Source organism: Dactylosporangium sp. CA-139066, assembly GCF_050936175.1.
Lineage (GTDB): Bacteria > Actinomycetota > Actinomycetes > Mycobacteriales > Micromonosporaceae > Dactylosporangium.
This window is the reverse complement of sequence record NZ_JBNJNH010000001.1, coordinates 5718796-5734801: the sequence shown is the minus strand read 5'-3', so window position 1 is coordinate 5734801 and position 16006 is coordinate 5718796. Positions and strand designations below refer to the sequence as shown.

Genomic DNA, 16006 nt, shown 5'->3' with positions numbered 1-16006 from the left:
TCGCAATGATGACGCCGCGCGGCATCCGCACCGCGGGCGACGCGAAACCGCCACCGCGGCCGACGTGCCCGGCCAGGGCGCGGCAATAGCGTCCGCAACCATGACCGAAGCAGGCGTACTCATCGAATTCGACGACGTGACCAAGCAGTACGACGGCGGGACCGCGGCGCTGTCCGGGCTCACCCTGCGGGTGCGCGCCGGCGAGGCCCTCGCCGTCCTCGGGCCGTCCGGCAGCGGCAAGTCGACGCTGCTCAACCTCATCGCCGGGCTCGACAAGCCGTCCAGCGGCACCGTGACCGTCGACGGGGTGCGGGTGGACCGGCTCGGGGAGGCGGCCTCCGCGCAGTACCGGCGCCGCCGCATCGGCATGATCTTCCAGTTCTTCAACCTGCTCGACGACCTGACGGTGCTCGACAACGTGCTGCTGCCGGCGCAGCTGTCCGGGGTAGCGCGGCAGCAGGCGCTGGCGCGGGCCGACGAGCTGCTGACGTACCTCGGCGTCGCCCGCCACGCCAAGGCGTTCCCGGGGCGGCTGTCCGGCGGCGAGCGCCAGCGCGTCGCCGTCGCCCGGGCGCTCATGAACCGCCCGCCGCTGCTGCTGGCCGACGAGCCGACCGGTGCCCTGGACACCGCGTCCGGCCAGGAGGTACGCCAGCTGCTCACCGAGCTCAACCGCGACGGCCAGACGCTGCTGCTGGTGACCCACGACCTGGCCCTGGCCGAGGCGTGCGCGACCCGCACCATCTCCCTCGTCGACGGCCGGCTCGCCGCCGGGGCGGTGACGGGATGAGCGGCGGGCTCGGGCGGGTCGTGCGCTCCGGGGTCGGGCGGCGACGCGTCCAGACGGTCGTCATGACCCTCACGACGCTGCTCGCCGTCACCGCCTCCGTCCTGGCCGTCGGGCTGCTCGTCGCCTCGTCGGAGCCGTTCGCGCGGGCGTTCGCCCGCCAGCAGGGCGCGCACCTCGCCGCCCAGTTCGACGCGGCCAAGGCCACCGCCGCGCAGCTGTCGGCCACCGCGCACGCGCCCGGGGTGACGGCCGCCGCCGGGCCGTTCCCGACCGTCGACCTGCAGCCGCGCACCGTCACCCGGCGCGAGTTCGCGCCGCCGCCCGGCGTCGACCTGCCGGCGATGACGATCGTCGGGCGGCCCGACGCGGGCGCCGACGTCGACCGCCTCGAGCTCAGCGACGGCCGCTGGGCCGCCGGCCCCGGCGAGATCGTCATCGCCGGCGCCGGCGACGGCCGCAAGGGCCCGTTCGCGGTCGGCGACGAACTGCAGTTCCCGTCGGCGCCCGGCGCGCCGACGCTGAAGGTCGTCGGCCTGGCCCGCTCGGTGGGCCGCACCGCCCAGGCATGGGCGACCCCGGCCACGGTGACGGCCCTGACCGGATCGAACCCGGCCGGCTACCAGATGCTCTACCGGTTCGCCAGCCACGACACCGACGCCGACCTGACGGCCGACCGGGACGTCATCTCCGCCGCGGTACCGCCGGGAGCGCTGCTGGGCACCGCCTCCTACCTGCGGGTCAAGACCGACGCCGAGAAGGTGGCGGCCACGTTCGCGCCGTTCGTCGTCGCGTTCGGCGTCCTCGGCCTGGTCATGTCGGTGCTCATCATCGGCATCGTCGTCAGCGGCGCGGTCAGCTCCGCCACCCGGCGCATCGGCATCCTCAAGGCCCTCGGCTACACCCCGGCGCAGGTCGCCCGCGCCTACGTCGGCCAGGCGCTGCTGCCGGCGGCGCGCGGCGCGGTGCTGGGCGTCCCGCTGGGCAACCTCGCCGCGATCCCGGTGCTGGCCGAGGAGGGCGACGCGTTCGGGACCGGCGCGGCCGCCCTCGACTGGTGGGTTTCCGTGGTGGTACCGCTGGCCGCCCTCGCCGCCGTCGTGGCGACCGCGTTCGTGCCGGCGCTGCGGGCCGGGCGGCTGCGCACCGTCGACGCCCTCGCCGTCGGGCGCACCCCGTCGCTCGGCCGCGGCCGGCGCGCCCGGCACCTGCTCGGCCGCCTGCCGCTGCCCCGGCCGATGAGCCTCGGCCTGGCCACGCCGTTCACGCGGCCCGGCCGCTCGGCGACGATCGCGGCCGCGGTCGCCCTCGGCGCGCTCGGCGTCACGTTCGGCGTCGGCCTGGCCCTGTCCGTCGGCGGCGTGCAGACGGCGCTGAACCGCCGCGACGCCGGCGACGTCATCGTGAACATGACGGGACGGATGGAGATCGGCCCGGGCGGGCCCGGCGCGCAGCCGCCGCCGCCACCGGACCGGGCCGCGATCGAGGCGGCGATCAAGGCGGAGCCGGGCACGGTGCGGTACTTCGGCCGCAACATGGGCGAGCTCAACGTCGCCGGGATCACCGGCTCCACCCAGGTCGTGATGTTCGACGGCGACGCGAGCTGGGGGACGTACGAAATCATCTCCGGCCGCTGGTTCGACGGACCGGGGGAGGCGGTCGTGCCCACCGCGTTGCTCGACTCGGCCGGGGTGAAGATCGGCGACACGCTCACGCTGAGCAACGCCGGCCACACCGCCACCGTCCGCATCGTCGGCGAGGTCATGGACCTCAGCGACGACGGCCGCCGGATCGTCACCGACGCCCGCTCGGTGTCCGGCCTCGACCTCAGGGACACGTTCGGGCCCGAGGAGCTCCACGTCGACGTGGCCGACGGCACCGACGTGCGGGCGTGGATCGACGACGTCAACCAGAAGATCCAGAACAAGGGCGGCGAGGCCGACCTCAACGTCGGCGAGATCAGCAGCACGGTCGTGGCCATGGACACCCTGGCCGGCACGCTCACGCTGCTGCTCGTCGCCGTGGCCGGCCTCGGCGTGCTCAACACCGTGGTGCTGGAGACCCGCGAGCGCGTCCACGAGCTCGGCGTGTTCAAGGCGCTCGGGATGGCCCCGCGCCAGACCGTGGCGATGGTCCTCACGTCGGTCGCCGGCATCGGGCTGCTGGCCGGCCTGGTCGGGGTGCCGGCCGGGATCGCCGTGCACGACTGGATCCTGCCCCGGATGGGCCACGCCGCCGGGACGCGCTTCCCGCCGCATATCCTGCAGGTGTACTCCCCGCTGCTGCTGTCCGGCCTCTTCCTCGGCGGCCTGGTGATCGCCCTGGCCGGGGCCCTGCTGCCGGCGGGCTGGGCGGCCCGTACGAGCACCGCCCGGGCCCTGCGCACCGAATAGCCGGCCCGGATCTGTCACGGTTCCGCGTGGTGCTTTGTCTTCAAGGGAAAGCACCACGCGGAAGGGGCATGTCATGCGAGTCTTCGTCACGGGCGCGACGGGGGTGCTGGGCCGGCACCTGGTGCCCGGCCTGGTCGCCGCCGGCCACGAGGTCACGGCCACCACCCGCTCGCCCGGCAACGTGGCCGGCCTGCGGGCGACGGGCGCCGCCGCGGTCGTCGTCGACGGCCTGGACCGCGACGCCGTCGTCGCGGCCGTGCTGGCGGCCCGCCCGGAGGTGATCGTGCACCAGATGACCGCCCTGGCCGCGATGCGCAGCCTGCGCCGGGTCGACCGGGTGTTCGCCGCCACCAACGAGCTGCGCACCCGGGGCACCGACAACCTGCTCGAGGCGGCCGCGCGGGCCGGCACGCGGCGGGTCGTCGCGCAGGGTCACAACTTCGTGTACGAGCAGTCGGGCGGCCCGGTCAAGACCGAGGACGACCCGGTGGAGCAGCACCCGGTCCCGTCGGCGGCGCGCACCATCGCGGCGATCCGCTACGTGGACCGCGTCGTGCCGGAGCGGGCGACGGAGGGGATCGTGCTGCGGTACGGCACCTTCTACGGCCCCGGCGCCTCCGAGCCGATGCTGGACGGCGTGCGCAAGCGGCAGGTCCCGATCGTCGGCGCCGGGACCGGCGTCTGGTCGTTCATCGAGGCCGCCGACGCCGCGTCGGCGACCCTGGCCGCCGTCGAGCGGGGCGCCCCCGGGGCGTACAACATCGTCGACGACGACCCGGCCCCGGTCAGCGAATGGCTGCCGTACCTGGCCGAGGTCGCCGGCGCCAAGCCCCCGCTGCGCCTGCCGGCGTGGCTGGCCCGGCCCCTCGCGGGCGACTTCGTGCTCGCCCAGATGACCACGGCCCGCGGCGCGTCCAACGCCAAGGCCCGTAAGGAGCTCGGCTGGGAGCCGCGCTACCCGAGCTGGCGGGAGGGGTTCCGTGCCTGGGCCCGCGGATGAGGCGGCGTACCGACCGCTGCTGTTCTCCATCGCCTACGGCATGACGGGCGCCGTCGGCGACGCCGAGGACATCGTCCAGGACGCGTACCTGGGCCTGACCCGGGCGCGCCGGGCCGGCACGGTGGTCGCCGACCTGAAGGCGTACCTGACCACGGCCGTGACGCGCCTGGCCATCAACCACCTGCGCTCGGCGCGGGTGCGCCGCGAGACGTACGTGGGGGAGTGGCTCCCGGAACCGGTCGTCGTCGCCTCCGGCGGCCCCGCGGAGCACGCCGAGCTGGCCGACGCCCTGTCGATGGCGTTCCTGGTCATGCTGGAGCACCTGTCGCCGGTCGAGCGGGCCGTCTTCATGCTGCGCGAGGTCTTCGGCTACGCCTACCCGGACGTGGCCCGCCTGACCGGCAAGTCGGAGGTCAACTGCCGCCAGATCTTCGCCCGCGCCCGGCACCGCATCTCGGCCGCCCCGCCGGCGGAACCGGAGCGGCGCGGCGAGGCCGAGGAGCTGTCCCGCCGCTTCTTCGCGGCGGCCGCCGGCGGCGACCTGGACTCCCTGCTGAGCATGCTGGCCCCCGACGTCGTCATGCAGGGCGACGGCGGCGGCAAGGCCCAGGTCGCCCCCCACCCGACGTCGGGTCGCGGGCCGGTGGCCCGCCTGCTCGCCGGCCTGTTCCGCCGCGGCGGCCGGCTCGGCGTGACGCTGCGCCCGGCGTGGGTCAACGCCCGCCCCGGCGCGGTGTGCTACGACGCCCAGTCGCGCGTGGTCGCGGTCTTCGACCTGTCGATCGCCGGCGGCACGGTCGAAACCGTCCGCTGCGTGGTCAACCCGGACAAGCTCGCCCACCTGGGCCCGGTGTCGGACCTGGCCCGCACCCCCGACTAGGGTGTCGACGCATGGAGCTGCACCGCCGCCGGCGGTCGACGGGCCTGGCCGTCCTCGTGATCGTCTTCGGCCTCGTCGCGGTCGTCTGCGCCTGGGGCGCCGCCAACACCGCGACGACGGTCGTCTACGCGCTGTGCGGCGCCCTGGCCCTGGCGATCGGCGGCGTGCTGCTGCGCGACGAGTTCCGCCCGTTCCGGTTCGTCATCGCCGAGGACGGCCTGACCCTGCGCGACGGCGGCACGGTCGCGTGGACCGACCTGGACCACATCGTGCTCGACGAGCCGACCCCGCCGGCCATGTCCGGCCCCCACCTGCTCCTGGAGCCCGGCGACCGCGTCGTGCTGAAGCTGGACGAGGTCAAGGAGTCCCAGGACGAGATCATCGAGGCCCTGCGCCGGTACGCCGGCCCGCGCTTCGACAACCGCATAGCCCGCCGCGGCGACCACGTGAACTTCCTGACGGTCCTGCGCGGCTACGAGCCCGGCCGCGTCGACAACCTCCTGCGCCGCGCCGGCGACGCCCTGCTCTCGGGCGACCCGGCCCAGCGCGCCGAGCTGCGGCAGGAGCTGGAGAACCCCGACCTGGTCGTCGTGCTGCGCGGGTACGACCGCGCCCAGGTCGACGCCCACCTCCGCAAGCTGTACGCCCGCCTCGGCGATTAGCTCGACCCGTGTCACGCGGCCCATCAGATCTCCTCGTCCTGCGCCAGGTCGTCCCACCGCACGTCGCGCAGCCCGGCGGGAAGGTCCGAGCCGCTCGGGACGACGGCATCATCCTGGAACCAGACGACGACCAGCTTGGAGTAGTGCAGCACCGGGTCCAGCGCGGCGACCGGCGTGGAGTCGAACCGGCCCATGCAGGTGACCGCCGGCAGGTACTCCGGCGGCCCGAAGGCCCGCGGCCACGACCCGTCGTCCTCGGCCCGCCTCCGCACCGCCTCGACCACGTGGACCGGCGCGCGGGGGAGCAGGCGCCCGGCCCGCTCGGCCAGCCCGGCGACGAGCCGGTCGTTCAGGCGCGCCATCGGGTACCCCTCGATGAGCCCGCCGTAGGTCGACTTCAGGTGCAGCTCGGACAGCCGGATCTGCCGACCCGAGCCGAGCTCCATTCGCGCCAGTGTCACGATCAGCCAGCGTCGAGCCGATCGCGTGCCGCGTCAAGCCGATTCGCCCGCCGGCGGCGCGTGGTGCCGCGCCGTCGGCGTCAGACCCAGAACGGCGCGGCGTGCTGCGCCGCGCCGACGACGGCGTGTCCATCGACGGTGGCGGAGGCCTGCCCGATGCCGACGTTGCGCCACTCGACGACGAGCTCGAAGGCAACCGGCGGCGGGAGGGGCCAGAGCCAGAGCCGCTGATGGCAGCGATAGTTCCGCTCGTCGCTGGAAGACTCGCTGCCGGCCTCGACGAGCATGGGACGTTCGGGCTTGTCGGTGGGGCGGGCCCAGCCCGGAAACGGATGCTCGACGGTCGTGGCTGCCGAGCCGTCGGGAAAGCGGACGCCGAACTTCAGGCCGCCCTCGGGCTCGGCCCCGTAGTGGCTGCCAACCACGCCTTCCCAGGCCGAGTCGTCCAGCGCTTCCCGGCGGACGGCCAGGTGCAGCGCGAGGACGCAGCCCTCGCGGAACGCCACCGCGTGCTCCAACGCGACGACCGCCCGCCCGGTCTGTGCGACGAACTGCTGGATCGGCACCGTCCGGCCGAGGACATCCATGGGTGGTGCCTGCCAGGCAGCGGCGTCCATGCACGAGACTCTAGACCGCACCCGGATGCCGGGCGCCGTCAAGCGGCGTGTCCTGGGTGCCGGCGGAGAATGTCTCCTGCAGCTGAGCCAGCCAGGCCAGATGCCCCTCCACCGCCCGGCGGCCTTCCGCGGTGAGCCGAAACCACGTGCGCGGCCGCCGGCCGATCGCGCCCTTGCGGACCTCGATGTACCCGGCGTCTTCGAGCGCGCGGGACTGTTTCGACAGTACCGAGTCGCTGATCCCGGCGGCGTCACGCAGCGCGGCGAACTCGACCCAGTCCGCGCCGGCCGCCAGCAGCCCGCAGATCGACAACCGGGTGATCGGGTGGATGAGCGGGTCCGGCTTTGCGGTCACGGCGCCCCTCCGCCGGTGCGCAACGATTCGCGGATCCCTCGAAGTGCGGCCTGCATGCTGACCACCCCCGCCACGACCGCGAGGGCGGCGACGGCGACCGCGGCCACGAGCTGACCGCGATCGATCAGGACGTGTTCGGCCACGAGCGCGACGAGGCTCACGACGAGCATCGCGATCCGTGCGGGGCGGCCCGGCCGATAGGTGAGGTCCGGGAACCCTACGGATATGCCGGTGGCCCGGGCCAGGCCCCATTGCAGCAGCCAGGCCACCACCAGCGCGGCGACCAGCAGGGGCCAGAGGCGAACCCCGGGCGGGAGGTACCGCGACATGAACGGGAACGCGAAGGCCAGTGCGAACAGCATGGCGCCACCGGTCAGGTACCACCACGGCGGCCGCAGGCGGTCCGCCAGCCGGCTCCTCTGCTCCCTCAGCCGCCGCAGCGCTTCCGGACCTTGTGCCGCATCCCGCATGACGCTCCCCCTGTCACGTACTTTCTCTTTGGAAAGTACATGACGGAAACGCGAGACGGAAGCCTCATGCCACTGGCGGTGGACGTCGGTTCGCGTGCGGGAGGCCGATCATGGCCCGCAAGCGAAACCCGAACCGGGAGTCGCTGCGCTGCGGCGACCGATCGCATGCGTTAGGGTCCGAACGATCTGGCGCCCGTCGCGAATGCTCCGCGCCGGCATCACACATCACCGTCCAGCCGATTGCGGAGAGGGCAGGTTCAGATGGCGAAGCGGATCGTTCACGAACACGTCGACGACCTCGACGGCACCCCGGCCGCCGAGACCGTGCGGTTCGGCCTTGACCGAGTCCAGTACGAGATCGACCTGTCCGCGCGCCATGCCGAGCAGCTGCGCGACGCGCTGGCGCCGTTCATCGGTGCGGGGCGCCGGGTACGCAGTGGGCCACGGCCGCTGTTCCAGCCCAACGCGGCCCGCACCCACGCAGCCCGGGCCGCCGGCCGCGAGGAGAACCGCACGATCCGGGAGTGGGCGGCCGGTCAGGGCATCGAGGTGCCGCGGCTGGGCCGGCTCAAACGCGAGATCGTCGAGCAGTACCGCGCGGCCCACGCCGCTGACAACCGCCCGGCCGGCGCCGGGACGACCTGATCCGGTCGCGTCTCCCAGCCGACCCGACTTCGCCGACAACAGCCCGGGCGTCCGTCACGGTCACGGTCGCGGCGGACGGGACCTGGGTCACCACCTGAGACGTCACCCGAAGCGACGGCCCGCGGAACCGGCCGGCGCCTCCAGCGGGGACGGCTCGGACGGCCGGGGCCGGCGGCGCGGGCCGAGCACCTTCACCATCGGCTTCTCGACGAACTGGAACAGCGGCCAGGAGCAGAACAGGCACCCGGCGAAGAAGCCGGCGATGACCAACGCGGCCTGCGCCGGCGGCCAGCCGCCGCCGTCGGGGTGTACCAGCCGCAGCACGTTCGTGATCACCAGGATCTGCACCAGGTAGAAGGCGAACGACACCTCGCCCAGCCAGACGAGCGCCGGCCGGCGCCACGGTGAGGAACCGCCGCGCAGGTCGGTCTTCGCGGCCGCCTGATCAGCTGAAACGCCGAACCGACCGGTGCTGCGAGACCGCGCCGGACTGGGTGAGCAGGCTGGTGTACCAGCTGTCCGAGGGGTGGTTCGTCGCCGGGTAGTTGGCCAGCGGGTTCGTCGCGTAGCCCGCGCTGTCGAAGTCCCAGCCGCGAACGATGTGGCCGCCCTGGCGGGCCGCGGTGATGAAGGCGCTGTTGGTCGCGGTCGAGGCGTAGAACAGCGCACCTTCCTGGAGGACGGCGGCGTCCCCGGCCTGGTACTCGTCGAACGCGGTCGGGACGTAGCGGATCCGCTCCGAGCTGGTCAGGCCGGTCGAGTACAGCAGCGTCTGGGCGGGTGCGGCGCCGTCGGTGCCGGTGCGCACCGAGACCCGCGCGCTCCCGGCCGCCGAGGTCGCCGTGTCGAACAGGGCGTCCGAGGTCTTGCCGTTCGCGCTCCACGACACCGTCGTCGCGCCGGCGTTGAGGGTGCCGGTCCAGTTCCAGTTCTGGTTGTTCGACTGGCTGTGGTGGACCTCCCGCAGCGTGGTGCCGCCGCTGGTGAACCGGATCGTGGGCAGGACCCCCGAGTCGTACTGGTGGCTGGGCGACCAGGCGATCTCGCCGTCGGCGCCGATCGTGCCGACGTGGTACCACAGCGTGTCCGCGGTCTGTGACTTGTGCACCTCGACCAGCTGACCGCTGTCGTTCAGCGCGACCGCTGGGGTGGTCCCCGAGTCGTAGCGGCCGTGGCGCAGCCACGTGATCCGGCTGTCGGCGCCGTAGGTGCCGGTCCAGTACCACAGCGCGCCGGCCCCCGAGTCGTGCACCTCCACGACCTGGCCGCGCGCGTTGACCGCGACCGCGGGGTGGTACCCGACGTCGCGCCGGTACTCGGTACGGGTGCCGGCGTCGCCGGAGAGCAGGGTCAGGACCCGGCCGCGCAGCGAGCCGACGCGAACGGCAGACTGTCGCCCGGTGTGGCGGCCAGGCCCGCGGCCGGCAGGGCCAGCGCCCCGGCGCAGGCGGTGCCCAGCGCAACCATCGCCGCGGACGACCGCCGCGCGCGCGTCGGACGTAGTGCTGTCATGAAGGCCTCCAGCTCGGGAGCGCGCCACCCGGCACGTCGGCCTTCATCTATGTCACGCGCTCGGCGTCGAGCTCAATGCGCGCGCGGTGAACGTTCGGCGGTCTGTTCATGGACGGCGCCGGAGCTCGGGCGGCCCTCGAACCGGCGCGGGTGGCAGAATGCCGCCCGGGCGGAAGGAGATCACGGGTGACCGGGCGGCAGTGGCCGATGGCGGCGAAGACCGGATGCGGGCGGGCCGCCGACGGCTACCTCGGCGCGGACTGGCGCGCCCTGCACACGTCGCTGGTGCTGTTCGTCCCCACGGCCGAGCAGTGGGGGACCGGGGCGCGGTGGTACCGCTGCGACGTCATGGAGTTCGCCGGGGTGGCCGAGTCGGCGGCGCCCGGGTTCCCGGAGACGGCAGCGGCGCTGGATGCGGCGTTCGGCGACGGGTGCCGGGACCGGGCCCGCGTGTACACGGCCATGTCCGCGGACCTGATGAGCCGGCGCGACGTCACCGCCGGCGCCGTGCCGACCGGCGAGCCGTCGACCTGGGCCGGCGGGGATCGCAGCGCCCGGTGCTGGGTGTTGCTCCACCACAGGGTGACCGGCTCCGTCCGCGGCCTCGGCGACGTGCCCGACTGACGCGCCTCACGCCGAGGGGGTCCGCGCCCGGGCCGCCGCAGCGAGACGAACCGCGACCCCGCGTCACGACGCGGTCACGGGAAGTCCGCCGATGCGTTAAGCCAAACTTAAGCCAGGAATTTTGGAAAAAGCGTAATCGACCGTGAACCCGCACGCCCCGCCGCGATCGCCGTGGCGACCATTTCTAATTCTTCCTTTGTCACTTGAATTAAGGGTCTGAGCTGCACATACTTCAGTTCGCAACGAACCTGGAAGCGCATGCCGGCCGATGTGGGCGGCAGCAAGACAAAGGATCGAAATGCGAACTGACTCAGGGCGCGTCGGCCCAGACCGGCCCGCAAGGCGCCGGGCGACGCGCGTACTGCTCGGGGCCGCGGTCGTCGTGGCGCTCGGCGCCACCGGCGGCATCTACCTCGCCAACGCCAGCGCCGACGAGGTCGGGGCGGCCGGCAGGATCGAGGCCGAGAACTTCTCGGCGCAGTCCGGCGCCCAGACGGAGAACACGGCCGACACCGGCGGCGGCAAGAACGTCGGCTGGCTGGCGTCGGGGGACTGGCTGCGGTACGACAACGTCACCATCGGCGGTGCGGACCTCTCCGCCCGCATCGCGGCCAACAACAAGGCCGGCGGGTCGATCGAGCTGCACCTCGGCTCGCCCGCCGGCGAGCTGCTCGCGACGTTCCCGGTCGCGTACACCGGCGGCTGGCAGAAGTGGACCACCGTCACGGCGAAGGCCGCGCGGGTCCCGTCCGGCCCGCAGTCCCTGGTCGCGGTCATGAAGAGCGCGCAGGGCAGCGACTTCGTCAACGTCAACTGGTTCGCCCTCGGCGCCGGCACCCGGCCGCCGGCGACGGCGACGGTGGCCCCGCCGACGAGCGCCGCGCCGACCGCGACCGGCACCACCGGGGCGCCCCCGGCCGCCGGCTGGGTCGACGTCGACCAGGCCGCGTGGCAGCGGGAGCTCGACGCGTTCCACGCCATCCAGCCGGTCCCGGTGCCGGCCGGCACGACCCGGGTCGCCGAGTTCCACACCGACTGTGCGGTGTCGAACGAGGCCAAGGACGACCCGATCGTGTTCCCGGGCCTGCCGGGCGCCTCGCACATGCACACGTTCTTCGGGCCCACGGTCGACGCCGCGACCAAGCCGGCCGACATCGCGGCCCGCAGTACCAACTGCAACGCCAAGGGCGACAACAGCGCCTACTGGGTGCCGCAGCTGACGCTGAACGGCCAGCCGGTGAAGATCAAGAGCTTCCGCGTGTACTACGGATCGCGCCTCGCCGACCCGTCGGTCGTGGTGCCGTTCCCGCCCGGCCTCGTGATGGTGCAGGGCGACGCGAAGCGGCAGGTGGCCACGCCGAAGGGCGCGAGCGGCCAGTTCTGGTGCGCGGGCAGCGCCGAGACCGGGCGCAGCGCCGACGGCAACTGGCCGGTCTGCGCGCCGGGCGGCAACCTGATCTTCCAGCTGACGTTCCAGGACTGCTGGGACGGCAAGCACATCGACTCGCCGGACCACAAGTCGCACATGGGCGGCATGCAGAACGGCAAGTGCCAGGGCGACTACCCGGTCGCCGTCCCGAACCTGTCGTTCATGGTCAACTACGAGTCCCTCGGCGGCGACGGCCTGGCGCTGTCCTCGGGCATGGCCTCGTCGATGCACGGCGACTTCATGAACGCCTGGAAGCCGGAGAACCTCGGCCCGCTGGTGCGCATCTGCCTGGACCAGAAGGCCAAGTGCGGCACGACCCCGAGCTTCACCGGCGGCTGACCGGCCGCAGAGCAACGGGGGTGGCGCCCGCCAGCGCCACCCCCGTTCTTGTCGATCCAGACATGAGCTACCGCGACGCCCGCCGTGGGCGCGGTCCGTGACTCCCGGGCCTGCGGCGTCCGCGCGCAGTCACCGCGGCGGGCCGGACGGTCGCCGTTTCAGGCCGCCGTCAGCCCGTGGTGGCACGCTGCCGGCCATGACAGTCGTGGACCCCGCGGCCCTGGCGGGTCTGGCGGGCGGCCCCGGCCCGCGGCGGCTCACCGTCGTCGGCGGCGAGGTCGCGACGATGCCCCGCCTGCCGGCCCTGGAGCACGTCCGCTTCGTCGCCTGCCGCCTGGGCGACCTGGGCGCGCTGCTGGACTGCCCGGCGCTGCGCCGCCGCGACCTGCTCTTCAGCGCGCTGCCGACGCTGGCCGCGAACGACGACGAGGTCCTGCTCGCCGCGGCCGGCGGCACGGTCGCCGGCGTACCCCACTCCTCAGCCGTGGCCGCGTACCGGGCCGAGCGCGGCGATCCGACGTCGGAGTACGAACGGATCCAGTGTGTCCGTCTCTGGGAGCGCACCGGGGCGGTCTTCGGCGCCGGTCTGCTGGTCCGCCCCGGCCCGTTCGACGCGGTCCGCATCGCCGCCACCGAGCTGGAACGCGAGCTGGCCCGGCCCGGCTTCTCCCTGGAGGCCGTCTTCGCCCGCTACCCGCCGCTGCCGCACCCGGACCCGGCCGCGCTCCTGTCCGCCGCGGCCGACCCGCCGGGCGCCGCGCTGCTGCGCTGGTCCGCCGCCGAGCTGTGGCCGCCGGAGCGCGCCGGCGCCGACCGCTTCGCGCAGCGCTTCCCGCACGCCCGCCTGCGCACCGACCCGCCGGCGTTCCTCGACGCCGTGGCCGGCCACTACGCGCGGCGGCTGCCCGCCGCGTACCTGCTGCGCTCGCGCATCGCGAAGTGGCTGCTGCTGCGTGACGCCCCCGAGCTGCACCTGGCCCGGTTCCCCGGCCACGCCTGGCGCCTGGGCCTGGCCCCGACCGGCGAGCCGGCCCCCGGCGGCCACCTGGGGGTCGGCCGCAGCGGCGAGGGCTGGACCCTGGCCGCGACGACCGGCGAGACCGAGCGGGTCCTGCGCCTCGACCGGGACGGGCGGGCCGAGCGGGCCTACGGGTCGTTCCGCGACCTGCTCGACGACGTGACGGAAGTGGGCGTCAGTCGACCGGCTGGGGCATGACCGGCTGCAGCCGCTCCACGGTCGCGGCGAGGGCCTCGCCGAAGGTCGGGTCGGTCCAGACGGCGTCCTCGAGGGCCTGCACGACGCGGCGGCGGGTGCCGGCGCTCGGGGTCGGCGAGCCCGCCGCCTCCCGCTCGAGCGTGGCCAGCGCCGGATCGTCCTCAAGCTTGGCCCGCACCAGCCCGGCCAGCCCGCGCAGCTGCTGCTCGATCGCGGGCTCGGCGGGCTCCGCCCGGCCGCGGCTCCACAGATGCGAGGCGAGCCAGCCGACCGCGAGTTCGACCATTGTCACGTGGATACCTTCGCATATTCACCGCCCGTCAAGAATGGCCGCGAACCGCTCCTCGGCGAGGTCGAGCTGGCGGAAGATGTGCTGCTTCACGAGCCGCGAGAGGGGCGTGTCCGGCCGCGCGACGAGTTCACGCAGCACGGGGACCATGGGGCGGTACTTCGTGGCCGAACGTTCCACCTTCGGCCCCGTGGTGTGGATCACACCGACGCCGTTGTCGGTGAAGTCGGAGACCTTGATCACGCGCGCCCACGGCTCGCGCTCGAGGCTCTCCCGGACGTGCTCGCGGTACTGCTCGTAGCGGTCGAACGACGGGTCGTACACGGGATTGGTGACCGCCGCGACGAGCCGCGCGGTGCGCTCCCCGAACCGCTCGGCGAGCACGGCCAGGGCGTCCTCGGTGCCGGTCCCGGCCGCCTCGCCGAGCGCCGCCAGCTCGTCGGGATGATCCTCCACGGCGTCGTGCAGGACGGCGGCCGCGATGACGTCCACATCGGACACGTCGTAGTGATGCATGATGCGGATCGCGACGCGCAGCAGGTGGTTGAGGTACGGCTCCCGCACCCGCCGGTCCTCCCGGTGCAGCTCGGCGGCGAGGGCCAGGGCCGCGGCGAGCCGCTCCCGGTCGTGCGGGCCGAAACGCTCGATTTCGAGGCGGTACCGCTCCCTCAGCCCCGATTCGCCATAGATTTCCGTAATCGCGTGCATCGGCATGGTTCCGAGGTACGACGGGAATTCCATGCGTATGGATTACCAGACGCCACCGAATTTTCGGAGGCCGATGACCGGGGCGCTACGATGCCCGCCATGAACCGCCGTCACCTGCGCTGGGTCCTGCCCGCCGCCACCGTCGTCGTCGCGTCGGTCGTGGCCGTGGTCCTGGCGACGCAGGTCGGCGGCAGCGCCGCGTGCGCGGCCGGCGGCCAGGCGTCGTACTACTCGGCCGGCAAGAACGGCATGTGCAACCTCGGCACGCCCCCGGACGGCGCCTACGCCGCGGTCGGCCGGGCGGAGTACGCCGGCGGCAAGGGCTGCGGCACCTACCTCGACGTCACCGGCCCCAACGGCACGACCCGGGTCCAGGTCGTGGACCTGTGCCCGAGCTGCCCCGCGGGCAAGGTCGACCTCGGCAAGGGCGCGTTCTCGCGGATCGGTGCGCTGAGCGCCGGCATCATCCCGGTGACGTACGCGACGGTCCGCGACCCGCAGGTCGGCCCGCTGTCGGTGAAGCTGAAGGGCGGCACCGCGTACTCGTCGCTGACCGCGATCGTGAACAACCACGGCAATCCGCTGTCCACAGTGGAGCTGCAGACGCCGTCGGGCTGGGCCGCCCTGCGCCACGGCGAGGACAACACGTGGACGGCCCCGCCGGGCGCGGTGGCGGCCCCGGTGACGCTGCGCATCTCCGACGCCTACGGCCACCAGGCCGAGGTCACCGGCCTGGCGCTGGGCCGTAACGACTTCCAGGCGACGCAGACGCTGCTGTACGGCGGCCCGTCCCCCTCGCCCTCCGCGTCCCCGTCCCCCCCTCCGTCCACAGTGGAGTCGTCGGCCCCCGCGGTGCCCTCGTCCCCGCCGTCCTCACTCGCCGCCCACTGCTAGCGACTCCCGCTCCAGGTCGTCCGGATCGGCCCCGGCCTCCCGGAACAGGTCGAACAGTGCCGGCGCCCCCTCCTCCCGCACGAACGCCGCCTCGTCGCCGGTGATCGGCACCAGCCACGTCATCATGATCTCGGTGTCGCCCTCGGCCGCGGTGATGAACGACTCCGGCATCATCAGCGGCTCGTAGATCACCAGCGCCGTGAGATCCCCCCGCCCGAACACGGGCCCGTCTCCCGGCCCGAACACGGTCCCGCGCGGCGGCGCCACCCCGTCCTCGATGATCATCTCCGCGATCTGGAACAGCACCCCCGCGGCGTTGTCCGGCAGGTCCTCGCTCGGCAGGTGCACGACCAGCTCGATGCGCATCCCCGGCCGCCCGTCGTCCTGGCGCAGGTGATGCTTCGACAGCCCCGCGGTGGCCAGCGTCGTCATCCCCGGCCAGGGCCGGTCCGGCGCGAACTGCGCCACGAGCACCCCCGCGGGCGTGGTGTCGTCGCCGCGGTACCCGCTGACGATCTCGCCGAGGTGCGACTCCAGGTGCTCGATCAGCCCGCTCATGGGAGCCGATCATGCCGTACCGGCGCGGGCCGCCCGCCGGGGCCCGCCCCGCCGGTCTCAGCCCCGTTTCAGCGCCACGTCAGCGCCCTCTGCCACCGTGTACCCAGGCACCGCGATACGCCCCGGCCGGGACCGGCCAGCTGCCCAAACTTCACGGGAGCGGCCGG

General features: G+C 73.8%; 20 protein-coding genes. 10 read left to right on the top strand and 10 right to left on the bottom strand.

Translation table 11 applies throughout. The features are described from left to right. Positions 1–100 precede the first annotated feature (100 nt). The 5 genes from ACQEVU_RS26280 to ACQEVU_RS26260 all read left to right on the top strand — a co-directional run bounded on the left by ACQEVU_RS26280 (position 101) and on the right by ACQEVU_RS26260 (position 5722). Entirely contained in the window at positions 101–790 is a 690-nt protein-coding gene (locus ACQEVU_RS26280; protein WP_433327950.1) for an ABC transporter ATP-binding protein, read from the top strand. Continuing rightward, positions 787–3180 (top strand): ABC transporter permease, encoded by a 2394-nt coding sequence (locus tag ACQEVU_RS26275; RefSeq protein WP_433327948.1) that lies wholly within the window; start codon positions 787–789, stop codon positions 3178–3180. Before ACQEVU_RS26280 ends, ACQEVU_RS26275 begins: the two co-directional genes overlap by 4 nt. A gap of 73 nt (positions 3181–3253) precedes the next feature. Further along, on the top strand, positions 3254–4180 hold the full coding sequence (locus ACQEVU_RS26270) for an NAD-dependent epimerase/dehydratase family protein (RefSeq protein ID WP_433327946.1): 927 nt from the start codon (positions 3254–3256) through the stop codon (positions 4178–4180). Beyond that, a complete protein-coding gene (gene sigJ, locus ACQEVU_RS26265; protein ID WP_433327944.1) occupies positions 4161–5060 on the top strand; it encodes an RNA polymerase sigma factor SigJ in 900 nt (299 codons plus the stop codon). The genes ACQEVU_RS26270 and sigJ overlap by 20 nt, the downstream gene beginning before the upstream one ends. An 11-nt stretch (positions 5061–5071) precedes the next feature. After that, positions 5072–5722, top strand: coding sequence for a hypothetical protein (locus tag ACQEVU_RS26260; RefSeq protein ID WP_433327942.1), 651 nt, complete (start codon positions 5072–5074; stop codon positions 5720–5722). Positions 5723–5745: 23 nt separating this feature from the next. Here ACQEVU_RS26260 and ACQEVU_RS26255 read toward each other — a convergent pair whose 3' ends face one another. The 4 genes from ACQEVU_RS26255 to ACQEVU_RS26240 form a co-directional block, all read right to left on the bottom strand. Beyond that, positions 5746–6183, bottom strand: a complete 438-nt coding sequence (locus ACQEVU_RS26255) for a hypothetical protein (protein ID WP_433327940.1) — start codon at positions 6181–6183, stop codon at positions 5746–5748. 80 nt (positions 6184–6263) lie between these two features. After that, on the bottom strand, positions 6264–6800 hold the full coding sequence (locus ACQEVU_RS26250; protein WP_433327938.1) for a hypothetical protein: 537 nt from the start codon (positions 6798–6800) through the stop codon (positions 6264–6266). A gap of 10 nt (positions 6801–6810) precedes the next feature. Next, entirely contained in the window at positions 6811–7155 is a 345-nt protein-coding gene (locus tag ACQEVU_RS26245; protein WP_433327936.1) for a winged helix-turn-helix domain-containing protein, read from the bottom strand. Continuing rightward, complete coding sequence (locus tag ACQEVU_RS26240) at positions 7152–7517, bottom strand: hypothetical protein (protein ID WP_433327934.1); 366 nt, start codon at positions 7515–7517, stop codon at positions 7152–7154. The genes ACQEVU_RS26245 and ACQEVU_RS26240 overlap by 4 nt, the downstream gene beginning before the upstream one ends. 369 nt (positions 7518–7886) lie before the next feature. On the opposite strand from ACQEVU_RS26240, the gene ACQEVU_RS26235 reads away from it, so the two are divergent. Continuing rightward, positions 7887–8270, top strand: coding sequence for a histone-like nucleoid-structuring protein Lsr2 (locus ACQEVU_RS26235; protein WP_433327932.1), 384 nt, complete (start codon positions 7887–7889; stop codon positions 8268–8270). A gap of 102 nt (positions 8271–8372) precedes the next feature. On the opposite strand, the gene ACQEVU_RS26230 is transcribed toward ACQEVU_RS26235, so the two are convergent. From ACQEVU_RS26230 to ACQEVU_RS26220, 3 genes are all read right to left on the bottom strand, one after another. Continuing rightward, positions 8373–8639, bottom strand: coding sequence for a hypothetical protein (locus ACQEVU_RS26230; RefSeq protein WP_433327930.1), 267 nt, complete (start codon positions 8637–8639; stop codon positions 8373–8375). Between the two features lie 76 nt (positions 8640–8715). Further along, entirely contained in the window at positions 8716–9522 is an 807-nt protein-coding gene (locus tag ACQEVU_RS26225; RefSeq protein ID WP_433327928.1) for a hypothetical protein, read from the bottom strand. 98 nt (positions 9523–9620) lie between these two features. Next, on the bottom strand, positions 9621–9782 hold the full coding sequence (locus ACQEVU_RS26220; RefSeq protein ID WP_433327926.1) for a hypothetical protein: 162 nt from the start codon (positions 9780–9782) through the stop codon (positions 9621–9623). A gap of 186 nt (positions 9783–9968) precedes the next feature. On the opposite strand from ACQEVU_RS26220, the gene ACQEVU_RS26215 reads away from it, so the two are divergent. From ACQEVU_RS26215 to ACQEVU_RS26205, 3 genes are all read left to right on the top strand, one after another. Further along, entirely contained in the window at positions 9969–10406 is a 438-nt protein-coding gene (locus tag ACQEVU_RS26215) for a septum formation family protein (RefSeq protein ID WP_433327924.1), read from the top strand. Positions 10407–10704: 298 nt separating this feature from the next. Continuing rightward, on the top strand, positions 10705–12174 hold the full coding sequence (locus tag ACQEVU_RS26210; protein WP_433327922.1) for a DUF1996 domain-containing protein: 1470 nt from the start codon (positions 10705–10707) through the stop codon (positions 12172–12174). Positions 12175–12370: 196 nt separating this feature from the next. Further along, positions 12371–13390, top strand: a complete 1020-nt coding sequence (locus ACQEVU_RS26205) for a hypothetical protein (protein ID WP_433327920.1) — start codon at positions 12371–12373, stop codon at positions 13388–13390. Here the strand turns inward: ACQEVU_RS26205 and ACQEVU_RS26200 are convergent. Beyond that, the gene (locus ACQEVU_RS26200; protein WP_433327918.1) at positions 13368–13682 is read right to left on the bottom strand and encodes a hypothetical protein; all 315 of its coding nucleotides are present in this window, start codon (positions 13680–13682) and stop codon (positions 13368–13370) included. The two genes, ACQEVU_RS26205 and ACQEVU_RS26200, sit on opposite strands and share 23 nt — an antisense overlap. 18 nt (positions 13683–13700) lie before the next feature. Then, positions 13701–14420: an HD domain-containing protein gene (locus tag ACQEVU_RS26195; RefSeq protein ID WP_433327916.1), complete on the bottom strand. Its 720-nt coding sequence runs from the start codon at positions 14418–14420 to the stop codon at positions 13701–13703. A gap of 66 nt (positions 14421–14486) precedes the next feature. Here ACQEVU_RS26195 and ACQEVU_RS26190 point away from each other — a divergent pair, with 66 nt between their 5' ends. Beyond that, positions 14487–15281 (top strand): expansin EXLX1 family cellulose-binding protein, encoded by a 795-nt coding sequence (locus tag ACQEVU_RS26190; protein WP_433327914.1) that lies wholly within the window; start codon positions 14487–14489, stop codon positions 15279–15281. On the opposite strand, the gene ACQEVU_RS26185 is transcribed toward ACQEVU_RS26190, so the two are convergent. Continuing rightward, positions 15261–15839: a suppressor of fused domain protein gene (locus ACQEVU_RS26185; RefSeq protein WP_433327912.1), complete on the bottom strand. Its 579-nt coding sequence runs from the start codon at positions 15837–15839 to the stop codon at positions 15261–15263. The genes ACQEVU_RS26190 and ACQEVU_RS26185 overlap by 21 nt on opposite strands. Between the last annotated feature and the right edge of the window lie 167 nt (positions 15840–16006).

Bases quoted from the DNA above. Each gene is read 5' to 3' on its own strand.
- ACQEVU_RS26280 (WP_433327950.1), top strand. From the start codon at position 101: ATGACCGAAGCAGGCGTACTCATCGAATTCGACGACGTGACCAAGCAG.
- ACQEVU_RS26275 (WP_433327948.1), top strand. From the start codon at position 787: ATGAGCGGCGGGCTCGGGCGGGTCGTGCGCTCCGGGGTCGGGCGGCGA.
- ACQEVU_RS26270 (WP_433327946.1), top strand. From the start codon at position 3,254: ATGCGAGTCTTCGTCACGGGCGCGACGGGGGTGCTGGGCCGGCACCTG.
- ACQEVU_RS26260 (WP_433327942.1), top strand. From the start codon at position 5,072: ATGGAGCTGCACCGCCGCCGGCGGTCGACGGGCCTGGCCGTCCTCGTG.
- ACQEVU_RS26250 (WP_433327938.1), bottom strand. From the start codon at position 6,800: ATGGACGCCGCTGCCTGGCAGGCACCACCCATGGATGTCCTCGGCCGG.
- ACQEVU_RS26240 (WP_433327934.1), bottom strand. From the start codon at position 7,517: ATGCTGTTCGCACTGGCCTTCGCGTTCCCGTTCATGTCGCGGTACCTC.
- ACQEVU_RS26235 (WP_433327932.1), top strand. From the start codon at position 7,887: ATGGCGAAGCGGATCGTTCACGAACACGTCGACGACCTCGACGGCACC.
- ACQEVU_RS26220 (WP_433327926.1), bottom strand. From the start codon at position 9,782: ATGACAGCACTACGTCCGACGCGCGCGCGGCGGTCGTCCGCGGCGATG.
- ACQEVU_RS26210 (WP_433327922.1), top strand. From the start codon at position 10,705: ATGCGAACTGACTCAGGGCGCGTCGGCCCAGACCGGCCCGCAAGGCGC.
- ACQEVU_RS26205 (WP_433327920.1), top strand. From the start codon at position 12,371: ATGACAGTCGTGGACCCCGCGGCCCTGGCGGGTCTGGCGGGCGGCCCC.
- ACQEVU_RS26195 (WP_433327916.1), bottom strand. From the start codon at position 14,420: ATGGAATTCCCGTCGTACCTCGGAACCATGCCGATGCACGCGATTACG.
- ACQEVU_RS26190 (WP_433327914.1), top strand. From the start codon at position 14,487: ATGAACCGCCGTCACCTGCGCTGGGTCCTGCCCGCCGCCACCGTCGTC.
- ACQEVU_RS26185 (WP_433327912.1), bottom strand. From the start codon at position 15,839: ATGAGCGGGCTGATCGAGCACCTGGAGTCGCACCTCGGCGAGATCGTC.